This window comes from Shewanella sp. (genome assembly GCF_048265805.1).
Lineage (GTDB): Bacteria > Pseudomonadota > Gammaproteobacteria > Enterobacterales > Shewanellaceae > Shewanella.
In genome coordinates this window covers 1-18021 of sequence record NZ_JBLXAT010000030.1, presented here as the reverse complement: position 1 = coordinate 18021, position 18021 = coordinate 1, and the positions used below count along the sequence as shown (strand labels likewise).

The following is an 18021-nucleotide window of genomic DNA, read 5'->3' as shown; positions in this document are numbered from 1 at the left end:
AATGGTAGGTGGATACTAATGGAACAAGCGACAGTGTTAGTTGTGGATGACACCGCTGAAAACATCGATATTTTGGTGGGGATTTTGGCGCCTGATTATAAAATCAAAGTCGCCATTGATGGTTATAAAGCGCTGCAACTCGCCAAGCGCTCGCCGCCGGACATTATTCTGCTTGATGTGATGATGCCTGGGATTAATGGCTACGAGGTGTGTCGCCAATTAAAACAAGACCCGATCACGCGCCCCATACCTGTTATTTTTATTACCGCCATGACCCAAGAAGCCGATGAACAGCAGGGCTTTGAACTGGGCGCTGTGGACTATATCTCCAAACCGATCTGCGCTGCGATTGTGAAAGCGCGCGTGCGCGGCCAGTTGAATCTTTATGATCAACAACGTCACCTTGAGCAACAAGTGAAAGCGCGTACTTTAGAGCTAGAGCAGACGCGCTTTGAAATAATCAAACGCCTCGGACGTGCCGCCGAGTATCGTGACAATGAAACGGGCACCCATGTGATCCGCATGAGCCACTATGCACGTCTGTTGGCCGAAGAGTTGGGCATGCCAGCGGCATTTTGTGAAACCTTATTTAATGCAGCACCGATGCACGATGTGGGCAAGATTGGCACCCCTGATGCGATTTTACGGAAACCCGGCAAGCTCGATCCTGATGAGTGGGCGATCATGCAGCGGCATGTGCAGATTGGTGCCGAAATCATTGGTGAACATCCCGATCCGTTATTGCAGATGTCACGTAAAATTGCGTTATATCATCATGAACGTTGGGATGGCACGGGCTATCCCGAGGGATTGAGTGGTGAGCAGATCCCGCTAGAGGCTCGTATCGCGGCGCTGGCCGATGTGTTTGATGCGCTCACCTCTGAACGCCCATATAAGCGGGCATGGACGGTGGAAGAAGCGCTTGAGCTATTGCAAAAAGAGCGTGGTAAACATTTTGAACCCAAGCTTGTAGATGCTTTCATGCGTATCTTGCCGCAAGTGGAGCAGATCCGCCTCGAATACGCCGATGACCCCGAAGAGTGGGCGCACGTGCAGCAGAGAAGTTAACAGCAGTTGCGAGATGCGAGTAGCGAACAGCTGAAAACAGTTGCGAGACGCGAGTTGCGAAAAGCGACGGTCAGTAGCGAGCTAAAGCAAAAAGCGGCTCGCAACTCGCCGCTTTTTGCTTTTCATCTTTCGTTCGATGCTCACCACTCGCAACTCAAACCTGTCGTCACTTAACGTTTTCGCTTCCCATCTTTAGCTCGAATCTCGAATCTCGAAACTCGAAACTCGAAACTCGCCGCTCCTAACTCAAACCTAGTCTTCCAGACTGTACGGCAGCGGTTGCACGGTAAGAACGCTGCTGTCATCGCCAGCAATACGCAGTTTAGCGTCAACTTCGGTGTCGTTCGGCAGCACTGCAGTCAGTAACACGAGTTCACCTTGTTGTGCCACTTCAATAATGGCACCTACTGGACGGTAGCTATCTTCCAAAGCAATTTCTAACTGGCTATTCAAATCGACGGCCGCGGCGCTATGGCCTCTAACGATGTACAGCGCGCGCTTATTGCCACCGCGATATTTCATGCGGGCCACAGTTTCTTGGCCCATGTAACAGCCTTTGGTGAAACTGATGCCGCCAACGGCTTGTAGATTACACATCTGTGGCACAAATTGGTTTTGATGTGCTGCTGGCAGGTTAGGGTAGCCAGCTTGAATTTCTAATGCGCGCCATGCAACAGCATCATATTGCGCAACGTCGGCAAATGGTTGTTGTGCCGCCGCAGCAATCACCACGATAAAACGTTCGCCATCTTGCAAAATCACACCGTTATCAAGCTGTGATACTGCAACGGTGGCATCAAACTGGCTAAAGTTATCTGTTAACCATTGGCGGGCTTGGCTACCTGCAACGCCGTAAATGGCGAAGTCATTACTGGCATCGCTCAGCTCGGCTTTGCTAAAGACCGCATATTTTTGAAACTCTGGCAGATCCAACGCTAAGGTATCTTTGGGCAGGAGCATCATCAGCGTGTCGCCCTGTAAAAATATGCGTGCTGCAGACCACATCTTACCGCGTGCGTCGCAGTGGGCGCTCCAGCGCCAATCGTTAGCAGCAAGACTGGTGATGTCTGCGGTCACTTGGCCGTGTACAAAGGTACGGTTTTGCTCGCCAGTGACGGCGATTAATCCCAGATGAGAGAGCGGAGAAACCAGTAACGCTGGTGTGTCAGCATCTAAGGCCCAATCGGGCGCTAAAACAGAATTGCCCATAACAAAATGTCCTGCAAAAAGTTGCCATGTTAGTGTGGCGATTGTAACGGATCTCAGGCAAATAAACAGGGCGTCACTATGGACGCCCTGAAAAATTCACTTGGCAATATCGCTGCTTACGGATAGTGCGAATAAGTTCCGTGCGCGTACTACGGGGATTTGTCAGCTAACCATTGCTTTGTTAGCCAAGGTTGCCATGCCCCAGCATGTCCGCAGTTCGCTGCATTGAACCGCTATAGCTTACCAATCCTGTGTGTCGCCAAGACCTGTTCGCCTCTTTTCCTTAGTACAACAAGCGGGTGCGAATGGTGCCTTCAATCGCCTTCAGTTGTTCAAACGCTTCTGAGGCTTGGTCGGTGTTCACTTCCATCACCACGTAACCAATCTCTGATGTGGTTTGTAGGAACTGTGACGCAATGTTGATGCCTTTTTCAGAAAATGCTTGGTTAATCTTGATCAGAATACCTGGGCGGTTATGGTGAATGTGCAGCAAACGTGAGGTTTCGTGATATTGCGGCAATGATACTTCTGGGAAGTTGACGGCAGATACGGTTGAACCGTTGTCTGAGTATTTCGCCAGTTTGCCTGCGACTTCAATACCAATGTTCTCTTGCGCTTCTTCTGTGCTACCGCCGACGTGTGGTGTCAGAATCACGTTGTCCAAACCGCGCAGTGGGGTTTGGAATTCATCGTCATTTGATTTTGGCTCAACAGGGAATACGTCCACTGCCGCCCCAGCCACTTTGCCGGCTTTGATCGCTTGTGCCAGTGCGTCGATATCGACGACGGTACCGCGAGAAGCATTAATCACGAAGGCACCGTGTTTCAACGCTTCTAGCTCTGCCGCCGCAAACATGTTTTGCGTTGATGGGGTTTCTGGTACGTGCAAACTTACGACGTCCGCTTGCGCTAACATCTCCGGCAGTGAACGGATCTGCTGTGCATTACCCAGTGGTAATTTGTCTTCAATATCGTAGAAGACCACGCGCATGCCCAGCGTTTCCGCCAGAATACCCAGTTGGGTACCAATATGGCCATAGCCGATGATACCGAGCGTTTTACCACGTACTTCAAAGCTGCCTTTCGCACTTTTCAGCCAACCGCCGCGATGAGCGGAAGCACTACGTTGAGGGATACCACGCATCAGCATAATGATTTCACCCAACACCAGTTCAGCAACTGAACGCGTGTTAGAGAACGGTGCGTTAAATACTGGCACGCCCATCCGTTCTGCGGCTTTGAGATCGACTTGGTTAGTACCAATACAGAAGCAACCCACACCGACCAGTTTTTCTGCGTGTTTGAGTACGTCAGCTGTCAGTTGTGAACGGGAACGTAGCCCAACAAAGTGTGCATCTTTGATGGCGTTAATCAAATCGTCACCCGACAGTGCACCTTTGTGATAATCGATGTTGGTGTAACCAGCGCGCTGCAATGTATCTACAGCTGATTGATGGACGCCTTCCAACAGCAGGAACTTGATTTTGTCCTTGTCCAGCGAGTGTTTCGCCATGATTTCGATACCCCTTAACGATAGATTGATGCGATGTGTTAAGCTCCCCCTCAACACTCGGTTCAAATTAGCACCTTTTTTCTTCGCTGTGGAGGGCTAGATGGCTAAAGTGTTTATTTTAGTTCTAGAACAATGACGATCTGGGAGTAGAAAATTGAAAAAAATGGCCCTTTGGCTAGTAGTTTATACAATGGTGTTGCTGTGGTCGCTGTACCAACCGCACGATATTTTTACTTGGTGGATGGAAGCGCTACCCAGTTTAATTGCCCTGCCATTACTTGGTTGGTTTTATTGGAAACATCGGCCAACACCACTCATTTCCGTATTGGTTTTGCTGCACTGTTGTGTGTTGTTTGTCGGCGCCAAATACACCTACGCTGAAGTGCCCTTGTTTGATTGGATTGCCGAACTGTTCGATTGGCAACGCAACAACTACGACAAGCTGGGGCATTTTGCTCAAGGGTTTATTCCTGCCATGTTGTGTCGTGAAGTCTTATTACGACACAACGTGCTTAAACCTAGTGGCTGGTGTGGTTTTCTCTGTGTCTGTTTTGCGCTGGCACTTTCGGCGTTTTATGAACTCATCGAATGGTGGGTTGCAGTGGCAACTGGTGATGGCGCCGAAGCATTTCTTGGTACCCAAGGTTATGTATGGGATACCCAATCCGACATGCTATTCGCGTTGATTGGCGCAATCTGCGCCATGGTAACATTGAGCGGTTGGCATAACCGTCAGTTAGCGGCACTTAAGCAACTGTCAAAAACATCCGCCTAAAGGCTATTGGGCGATACCGCTGCCAGCGCATACACTGTGTCGGGGTCGATTAATAAGGAATAACTAAAATGAGTATCTGGTTTCGTGAAGTGACATTGGAAGACTGCGCTCGCCTTGACAAAGGCCTCGGCGGTAAGGGCAGTTTGATGCAAACCTTAGGCATCAAAGTTACTGAAATTGGTGAGGACTATCTGGTTGCGACCATGCCCGCAACGCCAGCAATCCATAACCCGATTGGTATGGTACATGGCGGCGCCAATGTGGTGTTGGCCGAAACGGTGGCTAGCTATGCGGCTAACTTTGCGGTTGACTTTGAGCAATACTATTGCGTCGGGCAAGAGATTAACTCCAACCACATCAAAGCTGCTCGTAGCGGCGAACTCAAAGCCATCACCAAACCTATTCACCTCGGCCGCCGTACATCGGTATGGGAGATCAAAATCTACAACAGCGCCGATGAACTCACCTGTGTATCACGCATGACCGCCGCCGTCGTCAAACGGCCTGATGTGAAGTAATAACTTCGAATTTCCCATCTCAGCCCTTACAGAACTTTGTGGGGCTGTTTATCCAAAACATGCACGTCATCTAGCTATATCAACAATAATCTGTTGCCAATCTAAAAGTTAATGACAACAGATTAAAAATCTTCAGTAATATTATTCATCAATATATTTCCCCCAAAGAACCCAACGACCTGGCAGGAATTTGTCCTGATTCTGAATAAGGTACTCTTCCCATGCATTTATCTGAGCGTCTTGTTTTACCATATAAGCATCACAATCAAACGGAAAATACTGTCCTGTATAAATAATTAAGTCATCAAAAACTGTATTCAGGCGACTTCTTACACCTTCATAGCGATGGGTTCGTAAAATATGCAAAAGGTCAAATTCATGACAACCGTCTCCGAGACCATCATAGTGTTTATTGATATCCCTTATTTCCAGGATCTTACTTTGCACTTCACTCCAGAGCGTCTGTAAATACGTTGCTTGCAGCTCTGGGACATTCCATTCATCCTCATCATCTTCTCCTTCAAGATCCATGATAATTTCATATACTTCTGCGATACGTTCAAAATCTGGGTCGTCATCTAACTCTTCATAAAAAAACTGACACATAGCATTAAACACATTCACACGATATTCCACATCCGGATACTTTAATTGTTCAAATAACCAGGTTAATGCTCGTAAATTCCCCATCCCTACAATACTTGTCAAATAAAAAGCTCTTAATTCAATAGGTTTCTTGTCTACAAACGCAGTTAATATAGACAAATCAGATGGGCCACTGAAACGCGCAAGTGTATCACCATCATCATATTGTATTCCTTCAGGACTTTTTATATATGCTAAAGTATTAATCTGTTGTAACAACAAAAAAGTACGAGTGTAATATGACCTCTTATCTTGAGAAATCTTATTGATTAAATCAATCGAACGCTCGGTATAAAAATACCCCAGAACACTAGTGAAATCACCCGGATATTTAAATTGACCATTTTCAAAAAACAAATCCAAGTGTTCAGATCTTCGATTCCTCTCGATATAATTACTAACACGATATAGCCATCTTATATCTTCTACTCGTTTAGTTTTTAGATAATTAATAATAAAATCGGCCTCATTATCTTCCAATAAGTGAAAAGAATTATAGTCATCCCAATTATCTATTGTAAATGATAGAGAAAACATTTTATCGAGCACATCGGTGTTTCTAGATAAGTACACCACATGCCAAGCTGCAGCTTGAAAATATCGGTTATATCTTTGGTCGGCAAAATCTGGAATGGAGGTAACGACCTCCGGTTGATCGGCCAACTTCCTCACATATTGGTCATAACGATGTTGGGCATCATAAATTGCATCCAATTGAGCATCATCTTCTCGATGTAATCTCTCCAATAAGTTACTTTGCTCTTCATAAAGTGTAGCTGCAAACTCTAAACTGGCTCTTGGCATCGTTTTTCTCTCCTTCTAAATTATGCTGTTGCCCCTGGACATGTCATCTCTATTTCAAGTGTCACTGGTGGCATTAATTGACTTAATTCCTTTGCCAAAGTGGTGATGTCCCTGTCAGTTAGCTGCCTATTTTTTCCATTTTTCTTTTTCATCAAGTCTTCCATGTTACTATCTTGACAAAGCCTAGAGCACCCACCAATTTTCGTAGTTGATGAGGATTGGCTACGCTGAACCGTCATATGGAGTGAAATTTCTAGCTACAACAAGGAGTGTTGTTATTACCATTTTCTATCGCTATTTGATTGATTTTTAATGAAGGGCGAATACAAGATACTCAAAACTGCATGACGGCTGATGACCAGAACCGCACGCTGTTATGCCCCAGTGCCAGCTTGCCGCGGTGGAAATACTTAAGCCCCCACACGGCGTAGTCGCTGTTCTATCGCTTATGCTTATTCGTTAAAGGTCACTCGCGTTGATTGCTGCAATGGCTGGCTGCGGCTATTGCTAAATGTTTGGTTGTCCTCTGTGATGAAAAACACTTCTAGCTGTTCGCGTTCGGCTATCGTTTTACCTGCCTTCGGGCCTAAACAGAGCATGGCAGTGGCCCAAGCGTCACCGACATTTGGATTGCTACCGAATACTGATGCTGACACTAACTGGTGGCTGACAGGATAGCCAGTGCGTGGGTCCAGAATATGTGAATACTGTTTACCATCAGCATCGAAATGGTGGCGATAGGTGCCCGAGGTGTCCAGTGTTACGCCACTTTGATCGTTAATCGTCACGACAGCGTAAGGTGTGCGGTTATCAGTAGCATCGTTCTCTGGCCGTTGAATCGCGATACGCCATTGACTGCCGTCCGGCTTATGACCGCGGATCTTCATATCGCCGCCAAACTCCACCAAGTAGTGCTGAATATGGTGCTGCTCTAACACCTTGGTGAGTTTGTCGATGGTATAGCCTTCGCTCATTGAAGAAAAGTTGAGTTGCAGTTGCGGCAGGGCTTTACGGATCTGCAATTGCGCCTTATTTACCTCAACTTTATCTATGCCGATCTCTGACTTAACTTGAGCGATCTGCTCCGGAGTAGGCAAGTTAAATATATCTTTCTGAAAGCCCCATAGGTTAAACAACGGGCCAATGGTGGGGTCGTAGCAGCCATCGGTCTTGTGGTTAATCTCCTTTGCCGTTTCAATCAGCTGAATAAAATCTGCCGATGCAGCTTGCCAATCGGTACTGCTGCTGTTGTTAAATTTTGAGATGTAGGAGTCATCGCGATAGGTGGATAACTCGGCGTCAATTTGCGCCAAGGTAGTGTCAAATTCGGCTTCAATAGTCGCGGTGGCAACGGGCGGATTGCTCCACCAACTGATGTGATAACTGGTGCCTTGGGCAAAACCTGCCACTTTCTGCAACGGCGGCGGTGAGTCGCCCCGCAATAAGAAATAGAGAATGGCACCGATAATCGCGAGGTAGACAACAATTTTGACCGGGGAAAGAGCTGATTGACCTAGGGACGCCACGTGATGAACCTTAGCATAGGAAGATGTGGGCTGAGTTTACCATTACCCATGAATCTGCGGCCAGCGCTGCTTGTTATTGAATGTTTACGGCGTATTGTGTGGTGACATCTACGCACTGGCGGTGGCTTGTGTTACCGTCTTTTTCATCTAACTAAGCGGCTGGAATATTGATGTTTTTTTGGAATGTTGACCCTATCTTAGTACAACTTGGTCCCATCACACTGCATTGGTATGGGCTGTTGTTTGTGGGTGGTTTTTTGCTCGGGTTTCGTGTGATGCAGTGGATCTGTCAACGCGAAGGTTATCCGACAGAACCGTTGGAAAGCTTACTGTTGTATATGTTTGCCGGGGCAATTATTGGGGCCAGATTGGCGCATGTACTGTTCTATGACCCTGAGTTTTATTTTGCTCATCCGATAGAGATTTTAAAAATATGGCGTGGCGGTCTTGCCAGCCATGGCGGCACCGTCGGTGTCATCATCGCCATCTGGCTATTTTTGCGAAAATACCCGCAGAACGGTTTGTTGTGGTGGTTAGATCGGTTAGTGATCCCGACAGCGTTAACGGCGTGCTTCATTCGGTTAGGCAATTTTATGAATTCTGAAATTGTCGGTTTGCCAACGGGCGGTAACTGGGGCGTGGTGTTTGCGCGCATTGATAACTTACCGCGCCATCCGGTGCAACTCTATGAAGCATTTAGCTACTTGGCGATATTCATCCTGTTATTCTGGTTATATCGCCGCAACGCCATGAAAGCCAAAGGTTTCAGCTTCGGGCTATTTATGATTTTGGTGTTTGGTAGTCGTTTGCTGTTGGAGTTTGTAAAAACCCCACAAGCTTCCTATGAAGCGGGCAATATGCTGACCGTTGGGCAATGGTTGAGTATTCCCTTTGTGCTACTGGGCATCTTCTTTGTGTGGCGCAGCCGATATCATCGGCCTAAAGCGGTGTAAGTCTGCCTGTTGCACGCAATCCTTGCCGCTGAAATTATCTTGGTCATTGGGGCGTTTGTGCCGATGACCTTTAGCGGCGGGGAAATGGGGGCGGCGTGGTTTTTACGGTCAGTATGGGGATAACGCTGGCTTTTAGCGGGGGATTGATAAGCAATATCAACTAGCTGGCTAAATTTTTGGCATTCGGCATTTTCGTTGTGATCGCGATCGAGCATTTGTACTTTAGTAGTTTAGCCAAAGTGAATCTTCTATTCTAATAGCCCCGCACCAATCAGTTCGCCACGTGTTGGCCTACGCTTACGAAAGCTGGGTCCGACTGGGATGTTGTGCAGTTATTTAAACATCTCTGTTAGGACTCGAATCTATGTCGTACCGAATGATCGTCGACACCAATCGTTGTGTCGGTTGCCATGCATGCTCTGTGGCGTGTAAGCAAGAGTTTCAAGCCCCACTCGGCCACTTTCGTCAAATGACGATATACCGTGATGTTGGCACCTTTCCAAACGTTAAGCGCGAATTTCTGCCTATCTCTTGCCGTCACTGTGAACACCCAGATTGCATGGTGGCTTGCAGCAACAAGGCGATCTACAAGGTGGACGGGACGGTTCAAATCGATGAAAGCCGCTGCGATGGTTGCGGCCACTGTATCAGTGCCTGTTCTATCGGCGCGGTTTACGTTAATCCTCATACCCAGAAAGCTGAAAAATGCACCCTGTGTTTGCACCGCTTAAACGTGGGGCAACAACCCGCGTGTGTCTCTACTTGCGTGGCTGATGCTATCACCATTATTCAAGATGGCGAGCCAGTACCGAGCGAGGCCGAAGGCATTAAAAAGCGCGTGTCAGATACGCCACGTAGCCGCCATATCGGCGTGTCTCAAGCGATGATCGACAAGCTACAAGATGGCAAATCATTCGATCCACATCTGTATGAAATCGACCAATGGGGTGAGGTGTAAGCATGGAACGTCGTGAGTTTCTTAAAAAATTTGCTGCCACGGTAGCAGCAATGCAGTTGGGAGAGGTGATCTCTCTGATGCCCAACGCGGTGGCGGCTGAAGCACCACTGGCCGCAATGACCCGTGATCGCTTGGCGGACAGCATTGCCGATGTCATGCGCGTCCCCAGCGTTTGCCTTAACTGCTCCAACGTCTGCGGTATGGATGTGTTAGTGAAAGACGACCAAATTCTTGGGGTTGAAGGCAGTAAAACTGACCCAAACCCGCAAGGTAAGCTGTGTGCTAAAGCCCACGGCGGTGTGTCGGCGGTTAACTATCCTGAGCGTATCGTCTACCCACTGAAACGGGTCGGCGAACGTGGTTCAGGCCTGTGGCAGCGGATCACCATGGAAGAAGCCTATGAGATGATTGCTGCCAACATCAAACCAGCGATTGCCGCAGGGCATCCTGAGCGCGTGGTATTCCACGGTGGCCGTAACAAGATTGGCGACATTGTGGGGCGCTTTATGAATGCGGTTGGTTCGCCAGTCGTGTTGAACCACCGCGCACTGTGTTCTGCCAACAAACGTGCCGCTAACTTGACCTCAATCGGCGATAAAGATTGGGAAACCGTTGATGCCGAACGTTGCCGTTACTTCTTGAACTTTGGTTCTAACTTTTTAGAAGCGCACCAAGGTGGCTTCCCGATGATGCGCCGTTATGTTAAAGCCAAAGCGGCTGGTGCAAAAATGGTGACCTTTGACGTGCGTCTATCAAACACCGCTGGCCGCAGTGATGAATGGCATGCACCGTTCCCGGCATCAGAAGGCGCGGTAGCGTTGGCGATGGCCCATGTGATCGTCAATGAAAAACTGTACGACGCGGCGTTTATCAACAATTGGATGAACGTGACGTTGACTGAAATCACCGACTTCCTCGCGCCATATACGCCAACATTTGCGGCAGCAGCTTCAGGCCTTGCCGCTAAAGATATTAGCCGTCTTGCTCGTGAATTTGCCGCAGCGGCACCTGCGTGTGTGGCGTTTACCAACCGCGGTACCCAAGGCCACCAAAACGGATTTAACAACGAGCGCGCTGTGGTATTGCTGAACGCGTTGGTGGGCAGTGTGGGCGCTGAAGGTGGCTACGCTTACGGTGGCTCGCAAAGCATTAAGGGCAATAATTTCCCTGAGCCAGCGCCGATCCCTCCTAAGCCTAAATTTAGTACCGATCTGGAAGATCCAAAACAGTATCCACTGTCTAATCACTGGGCCAAAATGAAGGTGAGTGAACTGGTGTTTGATAAGTTGCTTAAAGGCGAGCATCAAGTGGATTGCTACTTGTCTTACACCATCTCCGCGCCGCAAAACTGGCCAGAAGGCCCGCAAGTAACCGTTGCGGCGCTGAAAGATGAGCAGAAAATTAAGTTCCATGCCTGCTCTGACGTGGTGTACTCCGAGATGGCGCACTACGCCGATTTGATTCTGCCTGATGCGACTTACTTTGAGCGCTACACCATTGATGCGCGCAACGCCTATGATCTGCAACCCTACATGGTGCTGCGTCAACCTGCGGTAAAACCGCCGTTTGATTGCGAAAACTATGCCGACACGCTGATCAACATTGCCAAACGTTTGGGGCCAGATATTGCTAAGTATTTTGAATTTGCCTCTTATGAAGAGTTTGTGGCTTACCGTTTGAATTCATTGCCAAAACGCGATGGTTTGAACGGCTTTGACTACATGAAGAAGCATGGCGCGCTAGTGTGGAATAAACCGAAGAACTATCGCCCATTTGAGAAAAACCTAAGCGCCGAGCAACTGGCAGACACCACAGTGGAAAACGGGGTGATCTACAAAGCGAGCAAAGGCAAGAAAGAAGCCATCGGCGTGATGCAAAATGGTGTGGCTAAGCAGGGCTTTAAAACGCCGTCACGCAAGTTTGAGTTGCATTCACCCTACGTGGTGGAGATGGCGAAACAGCTTGGCAAGCAGGACGACGGCTGGCCACACTTTGCCTTCCCTGAGTCGATGACCAAGCGCAAGCCAGATCAACTGATCCTGACCACCTTTAAGTGGAACGTGCATACCCAAGGCCGTACCGCACCGCAGAAATATCTGACCGAAATTGTGCACGACAATCCGGCGTGGATTAACAGCAAAACCGCCAAGCGTTTGGGCGTAAAAAGCGGTGACTTGGTTGAACTGACTTCGTACCGCCCGGTGACTGATTACCAAGTCCATAACCCAAGCGACGTGGTTGGTAAACTGAAAGTCAAAGTGGTGGTAACTGAAGGTATCCACCCAGACGTGATTGCCATCAGTAACTCGATGGGCATGAACTATGGCGGCCGAATTGCTGAAGGTCGCAACGGCAAACCAGCCGATTTGCCAGCATTTGCCCAAGTGGAAGATGCCGATATGCAAAACCAAATCTGGTGGGATAAGCAACATGGTGGTGCGGGTAACGGCTTTAACCCGAATAGTTTGATCCCGATTAACCCATCACCGCTGGTGGGTAACCAATCGTGGAACGACACCATTGTTGATGTGGTAAAAGTGTAATTTTCACTTAATTGAAGAATTGAAAAGGGAGCTGCGGCTCCCTTTTTTGTGGCGGGTAATAGCCCGCTATTTGGCGGGCTCAAACAGTTTATACACTTGCTCAACCACCTGAGGATACAGATCTTCGCGCTGATATTGATTGATGTAATACAGCACCACTAATTGATTTTGCGGGTCAACCAAATAGCCGGTGCCCATCATGCCGCCCCAGCCGTAGGCTGTGTTGGAGACTGCCTCAGCAGGGGCTTGTTTTTGAAATATTTCAAAGCCTAAACCAAAGCGAAACTTATCATCGGGATCTGCTTCATCACTTGGCAGGCGGTTGATGGTGGTCATCAACTTAACTGTTTCCGGTTTAAGAATACGCACCCCGTTCAGCTCACCTTGATTGAGCATCATCTGCAAAAACTTAGCGTAGTCACCAATAGGGCCATTTAAGCCAATCGCTCCTTCGGCATAAGTGTGCTCAGGATTAACGGCACCACGGCGATAGAGATTCGGCTCGGCGATAATATTGCCATCAATACTGCTATAGGCATTGACGAAGCGGCTCAGCTTCTCTGGTGCATAAAACCACGCGGTATCGTTCATCCCCAGTGGTTTGAGTACCTGTTCCGTCACATATTGCTGCAGTGTTTGGCCGCTGATACGTTCAATCATATAGGCCAACATATTGGTGCTGGTGTGATAGTGCCACTCGCTACCAGGGTCAAACCCCAGCGGCCAGCGAGCGAGTTCTTCCATCTCATCTTTTAAGTAACGGCGTTGATAGTTATCGCTGTGGCTGCGTTGGCCAGAGGGATACATAGTGACCGGTTGACCATCCCACACTAATGTTGGCAGATCGGTTTGTTCGGCATCGCCCCAACGCAACTTAGGCACTTGGCCAGCATTAAACCCCGCCGTATGTGATAGCAAGTGCACAAAGGTCATTGGTGTTTTTACTGGTCGGGTTTTATAGCTACCATCGGCCGCAACCTCTGTTATCACTTGCTGCGGGATCTCGGGGAAATACTGACTCACCGGATCATTAATATCTACCAAACCTCGTTCTACCAGCGTCATAAAAGCCACAGATACAATCGCTTTAGTTTGTGAAAACAGCACGTAGTAATCATCAACTGCTACTGGTGTTTGCTTGGGGACATCTTTCCAACCAAAACCTTTCTGATACACAATCTGACCGTCTTTGACTACTAAAGTGACCACGTTTGCCAGCTTATTACTGTCGATATAGGACTGTAATAACTGGTCTAATCGCTGCGCTTCAGCGGCATTGATGGTGTTGGTGGTTGGCATTGCCACTGGTTTTGTTACCGGTGTTGCCGCAACGCTGAGCCAGCTACAGCTACTCAGTAGCAGCGGCAGCAACAGTTTGTGCAGTAAGTGGCGGCGTGGACGCGCGAACGGCGGAGCAGGCGTTTGCATGGCGGTATCCCTAAGCGTGCAAATCAGAGTGAACACTATTTATATGATAATTAACCTGGCGAATACAGCCCACAATGCAGATTACTGCGGTTGGCTCACATGGGGTTATTACCTAAGTGTCCGCAACTGTCCGTTCCACATACCTAATTACACATTCAAACATTTTGTGGCTGTTGTTATTTTGCACAATGGGGTAACGTTATTTGGTCGCTTATTAGCATAAACAGTAAATACGAACGTGGCATCAACGTTAGATGCGCGTAGCAGGAGGCTATTTATGACACGGAAACTATTACTCGCTTTATACACACTGAGTGCATGGTCCGGCGCGGCATTGGTACAGGCCGAAGAACTGCCATTTTTTAGCTCGCAAACCGATTTGAACCACGCAGCCTTGCAGTCTGTCAGCAAGGATGATGCGTTACCAACAGGCGTCAACACTACTGCTAACACTGACCGTCGTATCGAACATACGGTTAATCAGGCTGCAATTTCAACTGCGCGACAGCAGTTTGCTGAGTTACCCGCACAATATGTGGCTACGGTGCAGAAATATAAAAAAACTGAGCAAGCAAGTGCTAAATCTGACCTAACGGGGTTTGGTAATAACGATGATGAACTCGGTGTTAGCTTTTATCCGCTAAATAATGACGTCAGTTTTTCCGTCACATTTAAGCAAAATCCCAAAGATGAAACCGACCCGTACCACAACGACCCGTTTCATGAGGATGCCAACCACAATGACCCTAACTTTAGATAGATAACGTTGCGAGCGCTTGTCCCAACCCTAGCGCCTCATGCCCAATCCTATCGAATGCCCACGGCCAATCACCGCGGGCATTTTTTTCGCTGCTTTTTTATAGCGCAGCAAACAGTGTAGCTGTTTCTAATCTTAAAAACCAATCGCCATAATCATCTTTAATCGTTTTATTTGTGGTCATCGTTTCTCTACTATGCATTTCAAGCAAGGCCACTGACTCAATGGGAGCAACTTATGGCCACAATCGTTGATTTAATTGAACTTTGGTTAACTCCATCAGCACTAGAGGACGGTAACAATGACAACTAACTACATCACTAGCCAAAACGGCGCTCCAGTAGCCGATGATCAAAACTCAGTCACCGCTGGCGCTCGCGGTCCTGTGTTACTGCAAGATTTCCAACTGATTGAAAAGTTAGCGCACTTTAACCGTGAGCGGATTCCTGAGCGGGTAGTGCATGCCAAAGGTACTGGCGTTTACGGCACCTTCACCGTGACCAATGACTTAAGCCAATACACCATTGCAGACCACTTCCAAGGCGTGGGCAAACAAACCGAAGTGTTTGTGCGTTTCTCTACCGTGGGCGGTGAGATGGGCTCCGCCGATGCCGAGCGTGATCCACGTGGCTTTGCCGTACGTTTTTACACTGCACGCGGTAACCACGATGTGGTGGGCAACAACACGCCGACCTTCTTCCTGCGTGATGGCGTGAAGTTTCCTGACTTTATTCATACGCAAAAACGTAACCCAATGACCAACTTAAAAGATCCGCAAGCGATGTGGGACTTTTGGTCACTGAACCCAGAAGCGCTGCACCAAGTGACGATTTTGATGTCTGATCGCGGTATTCCGGCCAACTATCGGCAAATGCACGGCTATGGTTCGCATACGTTCTCATTCTGGAACGCGAAAGGTGAACGTTACTGGGTGAAATTCCACTTCCGTTGCCAGCAACCGATTGCCAACCTGACCGAAGCGCAAGCGGCGACAGTCAAGGGCATTGACCCAGACCACGCCCAACGCGACATGGTGGCAGCGATTAGCGATAGCAACTTCCCGCGCTGGCAGTTGTGTGTGCAGATCATGCCAGAAGCGGATGCCGAGAAATACTACGTCAATCCGTTTGATTTAACTAAAGTGTGGTCACACAAAGATTACCCGCTGATTGAAGTGGGCATGCTGGAGCTAAATCGCTTGCCACAAAACTACTTTGCTGAAGTTGAGCAGGTGGCCTTAGCACCAAGCAACTTAGTGCCAGGCGTGGGGGCATCGCCCGATAAAATGCTGCAAGCGCGCTTGTTCGCCTATGCGGATGCCCAGCGTTATCGCATCGGTGCCAACTATAACCAGTTACCGGTGAACTGCCCGCATGCCACGCAGGCCAACCATCACCAACGTGCTGGTGCCATGGCAGGTACCCAATGCCCGTATCATCAAAGCCAAACTGGTGGCGATGCAACACCCAACTATGGGCCAAACTCGGTCGAAACTGGCTTGCAGGACGCCAGCCAATTTAAAGAGCCGCCACTGCGTATTGATGGTGACGCCGACCGCTACAGTCGTTTCGACCAAGATGACTTTACTCAAGCTGGTGATTTATATCGCATCTTCTCGGAAGAAGAAAAGCAACGCTTGGTAGCGACCATCGCGTGGACATTGAGCCAAGCAACGCACGATGTGCAGCAGAAGATGATCTGCCATTTCAGCCGCGCTGATACTGATTATGGTTCACGCGTTGCGAAGGCATTGGCTAAGTAACTTAGCTCTGCCTGATGTGGATTTGGAAAGCCCAACGGAAGTTGGGCTTTTTCTTTGGCTAGCGCCAAAGGGGAGTTGCCTTGTTGTTCTGGCGGCTACATTTAGCAATGGGTATTTGCTGCGAGATGGTCGCGCTAAATCACCTGCGGTGGGCGCATGCACAGATGATCCAGTGACACGCTGTGAACCCATCCATGGGCGCTCGGCCTCGGCATCCATGCCTCGGACGGTCACTGGTTCATCTGTGCCGAGGAATCACAGTGCAATCCTGTCGAGTTAGAGTTGTTTGATAAAACTTTACAGCAATTATGGTTTGCCATTTTCGCAAATCGCTCTGATTCGCGGTCCCTCGCTCACCATCGCTTCTCGGCATCGACGTTCAGGATGTACTAATGCCGTGGAGCACAAGGATGTGCGAGAACGGCGAATGTCTCGATTGCTCAATGTCTGCCCAACGCACCTGCACTGCGCCGAAGGGGAATTGGTGTTGCCTGATAGTTCATTGATTAGCTGATTTCAATTTGGTGTGTGTCCCAATTTTTCTCCGGATCCAAGCTGCCGTTGCTTGTGGGATCACAAGTAAAGGTCCTTGGCGTAGCTCGAAAACCCCAGGCATACAGCAAGCACTGAGTAACGAGTACCTAATGCAAGCAGGATTGTATTCATTGAGAGATGGATGGATCGCAGTTCACTATCCTAATCAGAAGATGAATGAGGTGTTCTAAATGAACCGCCCTGTGCGGGGCCGCATGCAGGGTGGTGTGGGGGCTGGAGGCTAGATACCTCCGGCTACCCGATTAGGCAGATTCAGCACCGACTTTATGCTTTAGGCTTTGAAGATGCGATATGAACATATCAAGTTGCTCTTTAGTTACAGCGAGCGGGAACTCGCCATGACCTGAACGTAATACATCGTGATGATCAACAAATAATAGCTCGTTTGTTAAATAATCATTGTATTCGGCGCGAGTCATTTCATGCATTGTCGGAATGTCTGCTGCTTCAATTTCAATTGATACTTTCAGTCTTGAGTTTTGCATAAAGCCTCCAAAATTTGCCTAACGCCGCCAACAGCGGCCGAGCGAAGCGAGGTCCAGCGCACGAAGTGTGTGATGCTGTTTGGCTTTGTTATGCATAGTCAGAAAGTCTCGCCTTTGTTTTTAGCAATGCTGCTCTAAACAACGAATCATCCGGATCACCGGAGGATTGCTCAATGTAATATTGGATGATCGGTAACGACATGTGTCTATACTCAGGGAACTCTCCCAACTGGTAAATTGCCATGGCTTGCTGAGTATCCACTAAGGGATTTCCTTCAGCCGTTCGGCCTGCAACCCACTCAAAAATCTTGATGAACTGCTCAAATCTTTTGTTGGCCTGCGCAATCCGCTGAGAGTGCATGTACTTAAAAGCCGTGAAGCAAAATGCCGCAACACTCACAACCGCAGTAATGTATGGTAAATACTCCTTCATATCACCTCATGCATAACGTCTTAGTATTTATGCGCTGTGCTGTTTGCAGGGCATAAATCGCTTGTTGGACTTGGCCGCTGCCACATCCA

Annotated in this window: 16 protein-coding genes and 1 pseudogene; 9 read left to right on the top strand and 8 right to left on the bottom strand. The window is 48.5% G+C overall.

Features of this window, described 5'->3' with window-relative positions:
• Positions 1–18: 18 nt before the first annotated feature.
• Complete coding sequence (locus ACN0TT_RS17110) at positions 19–1068, top strand: HD domain-containing phosphohydrolase (protein WP_417763357.1); 1050 nt, start codon at positions 19–21, stop codon at positions 1066–1068.
• Between the two features lie 252 nt (positions 1069–1320).
• Here the strand turns inward: ACN0TT_RS17110 and ygfZ are convergent, their stop codons facing one another.
• On the bottom strand, positions 1321–2277 hold the full coding sequence (gene ygfZ, locus ACN0TT_RS17105; RefSeq protein WP_417763356.1) for a tRNA-modifying protein YgfZ: 957 nt from the start codon (positions 2275–2277) through the stop codon (positions 1321–1323).
• A 283-nt stretch (positions 2278–2560) separates the two neighbouring features.
• Positions 2561–3790, bottom strand: coding sequence for a phosphoglycerate dehydrogenase (gene serA / locus ACN0TT_RS17100; RefSeq protein ID WP_417763355.1), 1230 nt, complete (start codon positions 3788–3790; stop codon positions 2561–2563).
• 154 nt (positions 3791–3944) lie between these two features.
• On the opposite strand from serA, the gene ACN0TT_RS17095 reads away from it, so the two are divergent.
• Both ACN0TT_RS17095 and ACN0TT_RS17090 read left to right on the top strand, forming a co-directional pair.
• Complete coding sequence (locus tag ACN0TT_RS17095; protein WP_417763354.1) at positions 3945–4565, top strand: DUF2238 domain-containing protein; 621 nt, start codon at positions 3945–3947, stop codon at positions 4563–4565.
• 68 nt (positions 4566–4633) lie between these two features.
• Positions 4634–5083 (top strand): PaaI family thioesterase, encoded by a 450-nt coding sequence (locus ACN0TT_RS17090; RefSeq protein WP_417763353.1) that lies wholly within the window; start codon positions 4634–4636, stop codon positions 5081–5083.
• A gap of 141 nt (positions 5084–5224) precedes the next feature.
• Here the strand turns inward: ACN0TT_RS17090 and ACN0TT_RS17085 are convergent, their stop codons facing one another.
• The 3 genes from ACN0TT_RS17085 to ACN0TT_RS17075 all read right to left on the bottom strand — a co-directional run bounded on the left by ACN0TT_RS17085 (position 5225) and on the right by ACN0TT_RS17075 (position 8058).
• Complete coding sequence (locus tag ACN0TT_RS17085; protein ID WP_417763352.1) at positions 5225–6532, bottom strand: hypothetical protein; 1308 nt, start codon at positions 6530–6532, stop codon at positions 5225–5227.
• 20 nt (positions 6533–6552) lie between these two features.
• Positions 6553–6696, bottom strand: coding sequence for a hypothetical protein (locus ACN0TT_RS17080; protein WP_417763351.1), 144 nt, complete (start codon positions 6694–6696; stop codon positions 6553–6555).
• 288 nt (positions 6697–6984) lie between these two features.
• Positions 6985–8058, bottom strand: coding sequence for an FAD:protein FMN transferase (locus ACN0TT_RS17075; protein ID WP_417763350.1), 1074 nt, complete (start codon positions 8056–8058; stop codon positions 6985–6987).
• A gap of 170 nt (positions 8059–8228) precedes the next feature.
• On the opposite strand from ACN0TT_RS17075, the gene lgt reads away from it, so the two are divergent.
• The 3 genes from lgt (at position 8229) to ACN0TT_RS17060 (ending at position 12512) form a co-directional block, all read left to right on the top strand.
• Positions 8229–9011, top strand: coding sequence for a prolipoprotein diacylglyceryl transferase (gene lgt, locus ACN0TT_RS17070; RefSeq protein ID WP_417763349.1), 783 nt, complete (start codon positions 8229–8231; stop codon positions 9009–9011).
• A 364-nt stretch (positions 9012–9375) separates the two neighbouring features.
• Entirely contained in the window at positions 9376–9969 is a 594-nt protein-coding gene (locus ACN0TT_RS17065) for a 4Fe-4S dicluster domain-containing protein (protein ID WP_417763348.1), read from the top strand.
• A 2-nt stretch (positions 9970–9971) separates the two neighbouring features.
• Complete coding sequence (locus ACN0TT_RS17060) at positions 9972–12512, top strand: molybdopterin-containing oxidoreductase family protein (RefSeq protein WP_417763347.1); 2541 nt, start codon at positions 9972–9974, stop codon at positions 12510–12512.
• A gap of 66 nt (positions 12513–12578) precedes the next feature.
• Here ACN0TT_RS17060 and ACN0TT_RS17055 read toward each other — a convergent pair whose 3' ends face one another.
• Positions 12579–13940: a serine hydrolase domain-containing protein gene (locus ACN0TT_RS17055; RefSeq protein WP_417763346.1), complete on the bottom strand. Its 1362-nt coding sequence runs from the start codon at positions 13938–13940 to the stop codon at positions 12579–12581.
• 277 nt (positions 13941–14217) lie between these two features.
• On the opposite strand from ACN0TT_RS17055, the gene ACN0TT_RS17050 reads away from it, so the two are divergent.
• The 3 genes and pseudogenes from ACN0TT_RS17050 to ACN0TT_RS17040 form a co-directional block, all read left to right on the top strand.
• On the top strand, positions 14218–14700 hold the full coding sequence (locus tag ACN0TT_RS17050) for a hypothetical protein (RefSeq protein ID WP_417763345.1): 483 nt from the start codon (positions 14218–14220) through the stop codon (positions 14698–14700).
• Between the two features lie 298 nt (positions 14701–14998).
• On the top strand, positions 14999–16459 hold the full coding sequence (gene katB / locus ACN0TT_RS17045; RefSeq protein ID WP_417763344.1) for a catalase KatB: 1461 nt from the start codon (positions 14999–15001) through the stop codon (positions 16457–16459).
• A gap of 542 nt (positions 16460–17001) precedes the next feature.
• A pseudogene (locus ACN0TT_RS17040) lies at positions 17002–17184 on the top strand (group II intron reverse transcriptase/maturase); the annotation flags it as partial.
• A 72-nt stretch (positions 17185–17256) separates the two neighbouring features.
• Here the strand turns inward: ACN0TT_RS17040 and ACN0TT_RS17035 are convergent.
• Together ACN0TT_RS17035 and ACN0TT_RS17030 are read right to left on the bottom strand one after the other, a co-directional pair.
• Complete coding sequence (locus ACN0TT_RS17035; protein WP_417763343.1) at positions 17257–17499, bottom strand: hypothetical protein; 243 nt, start codon at positions 17497–17499, stop codon at positions 17257–17259.
• Between the two features lie 88 nt (positions 17500–17587).
• Complete coding sequence (locus ACN0TT_RS17030) at positions 17588–17932, bottom strand: hypothetical protein (protein WP_417763342.1); 345 nt, start codon at positions 17930–17932, stop codon at positions 17588–17590.
• Positions 17933–18021: the final 89 nt, after the last annotated feature.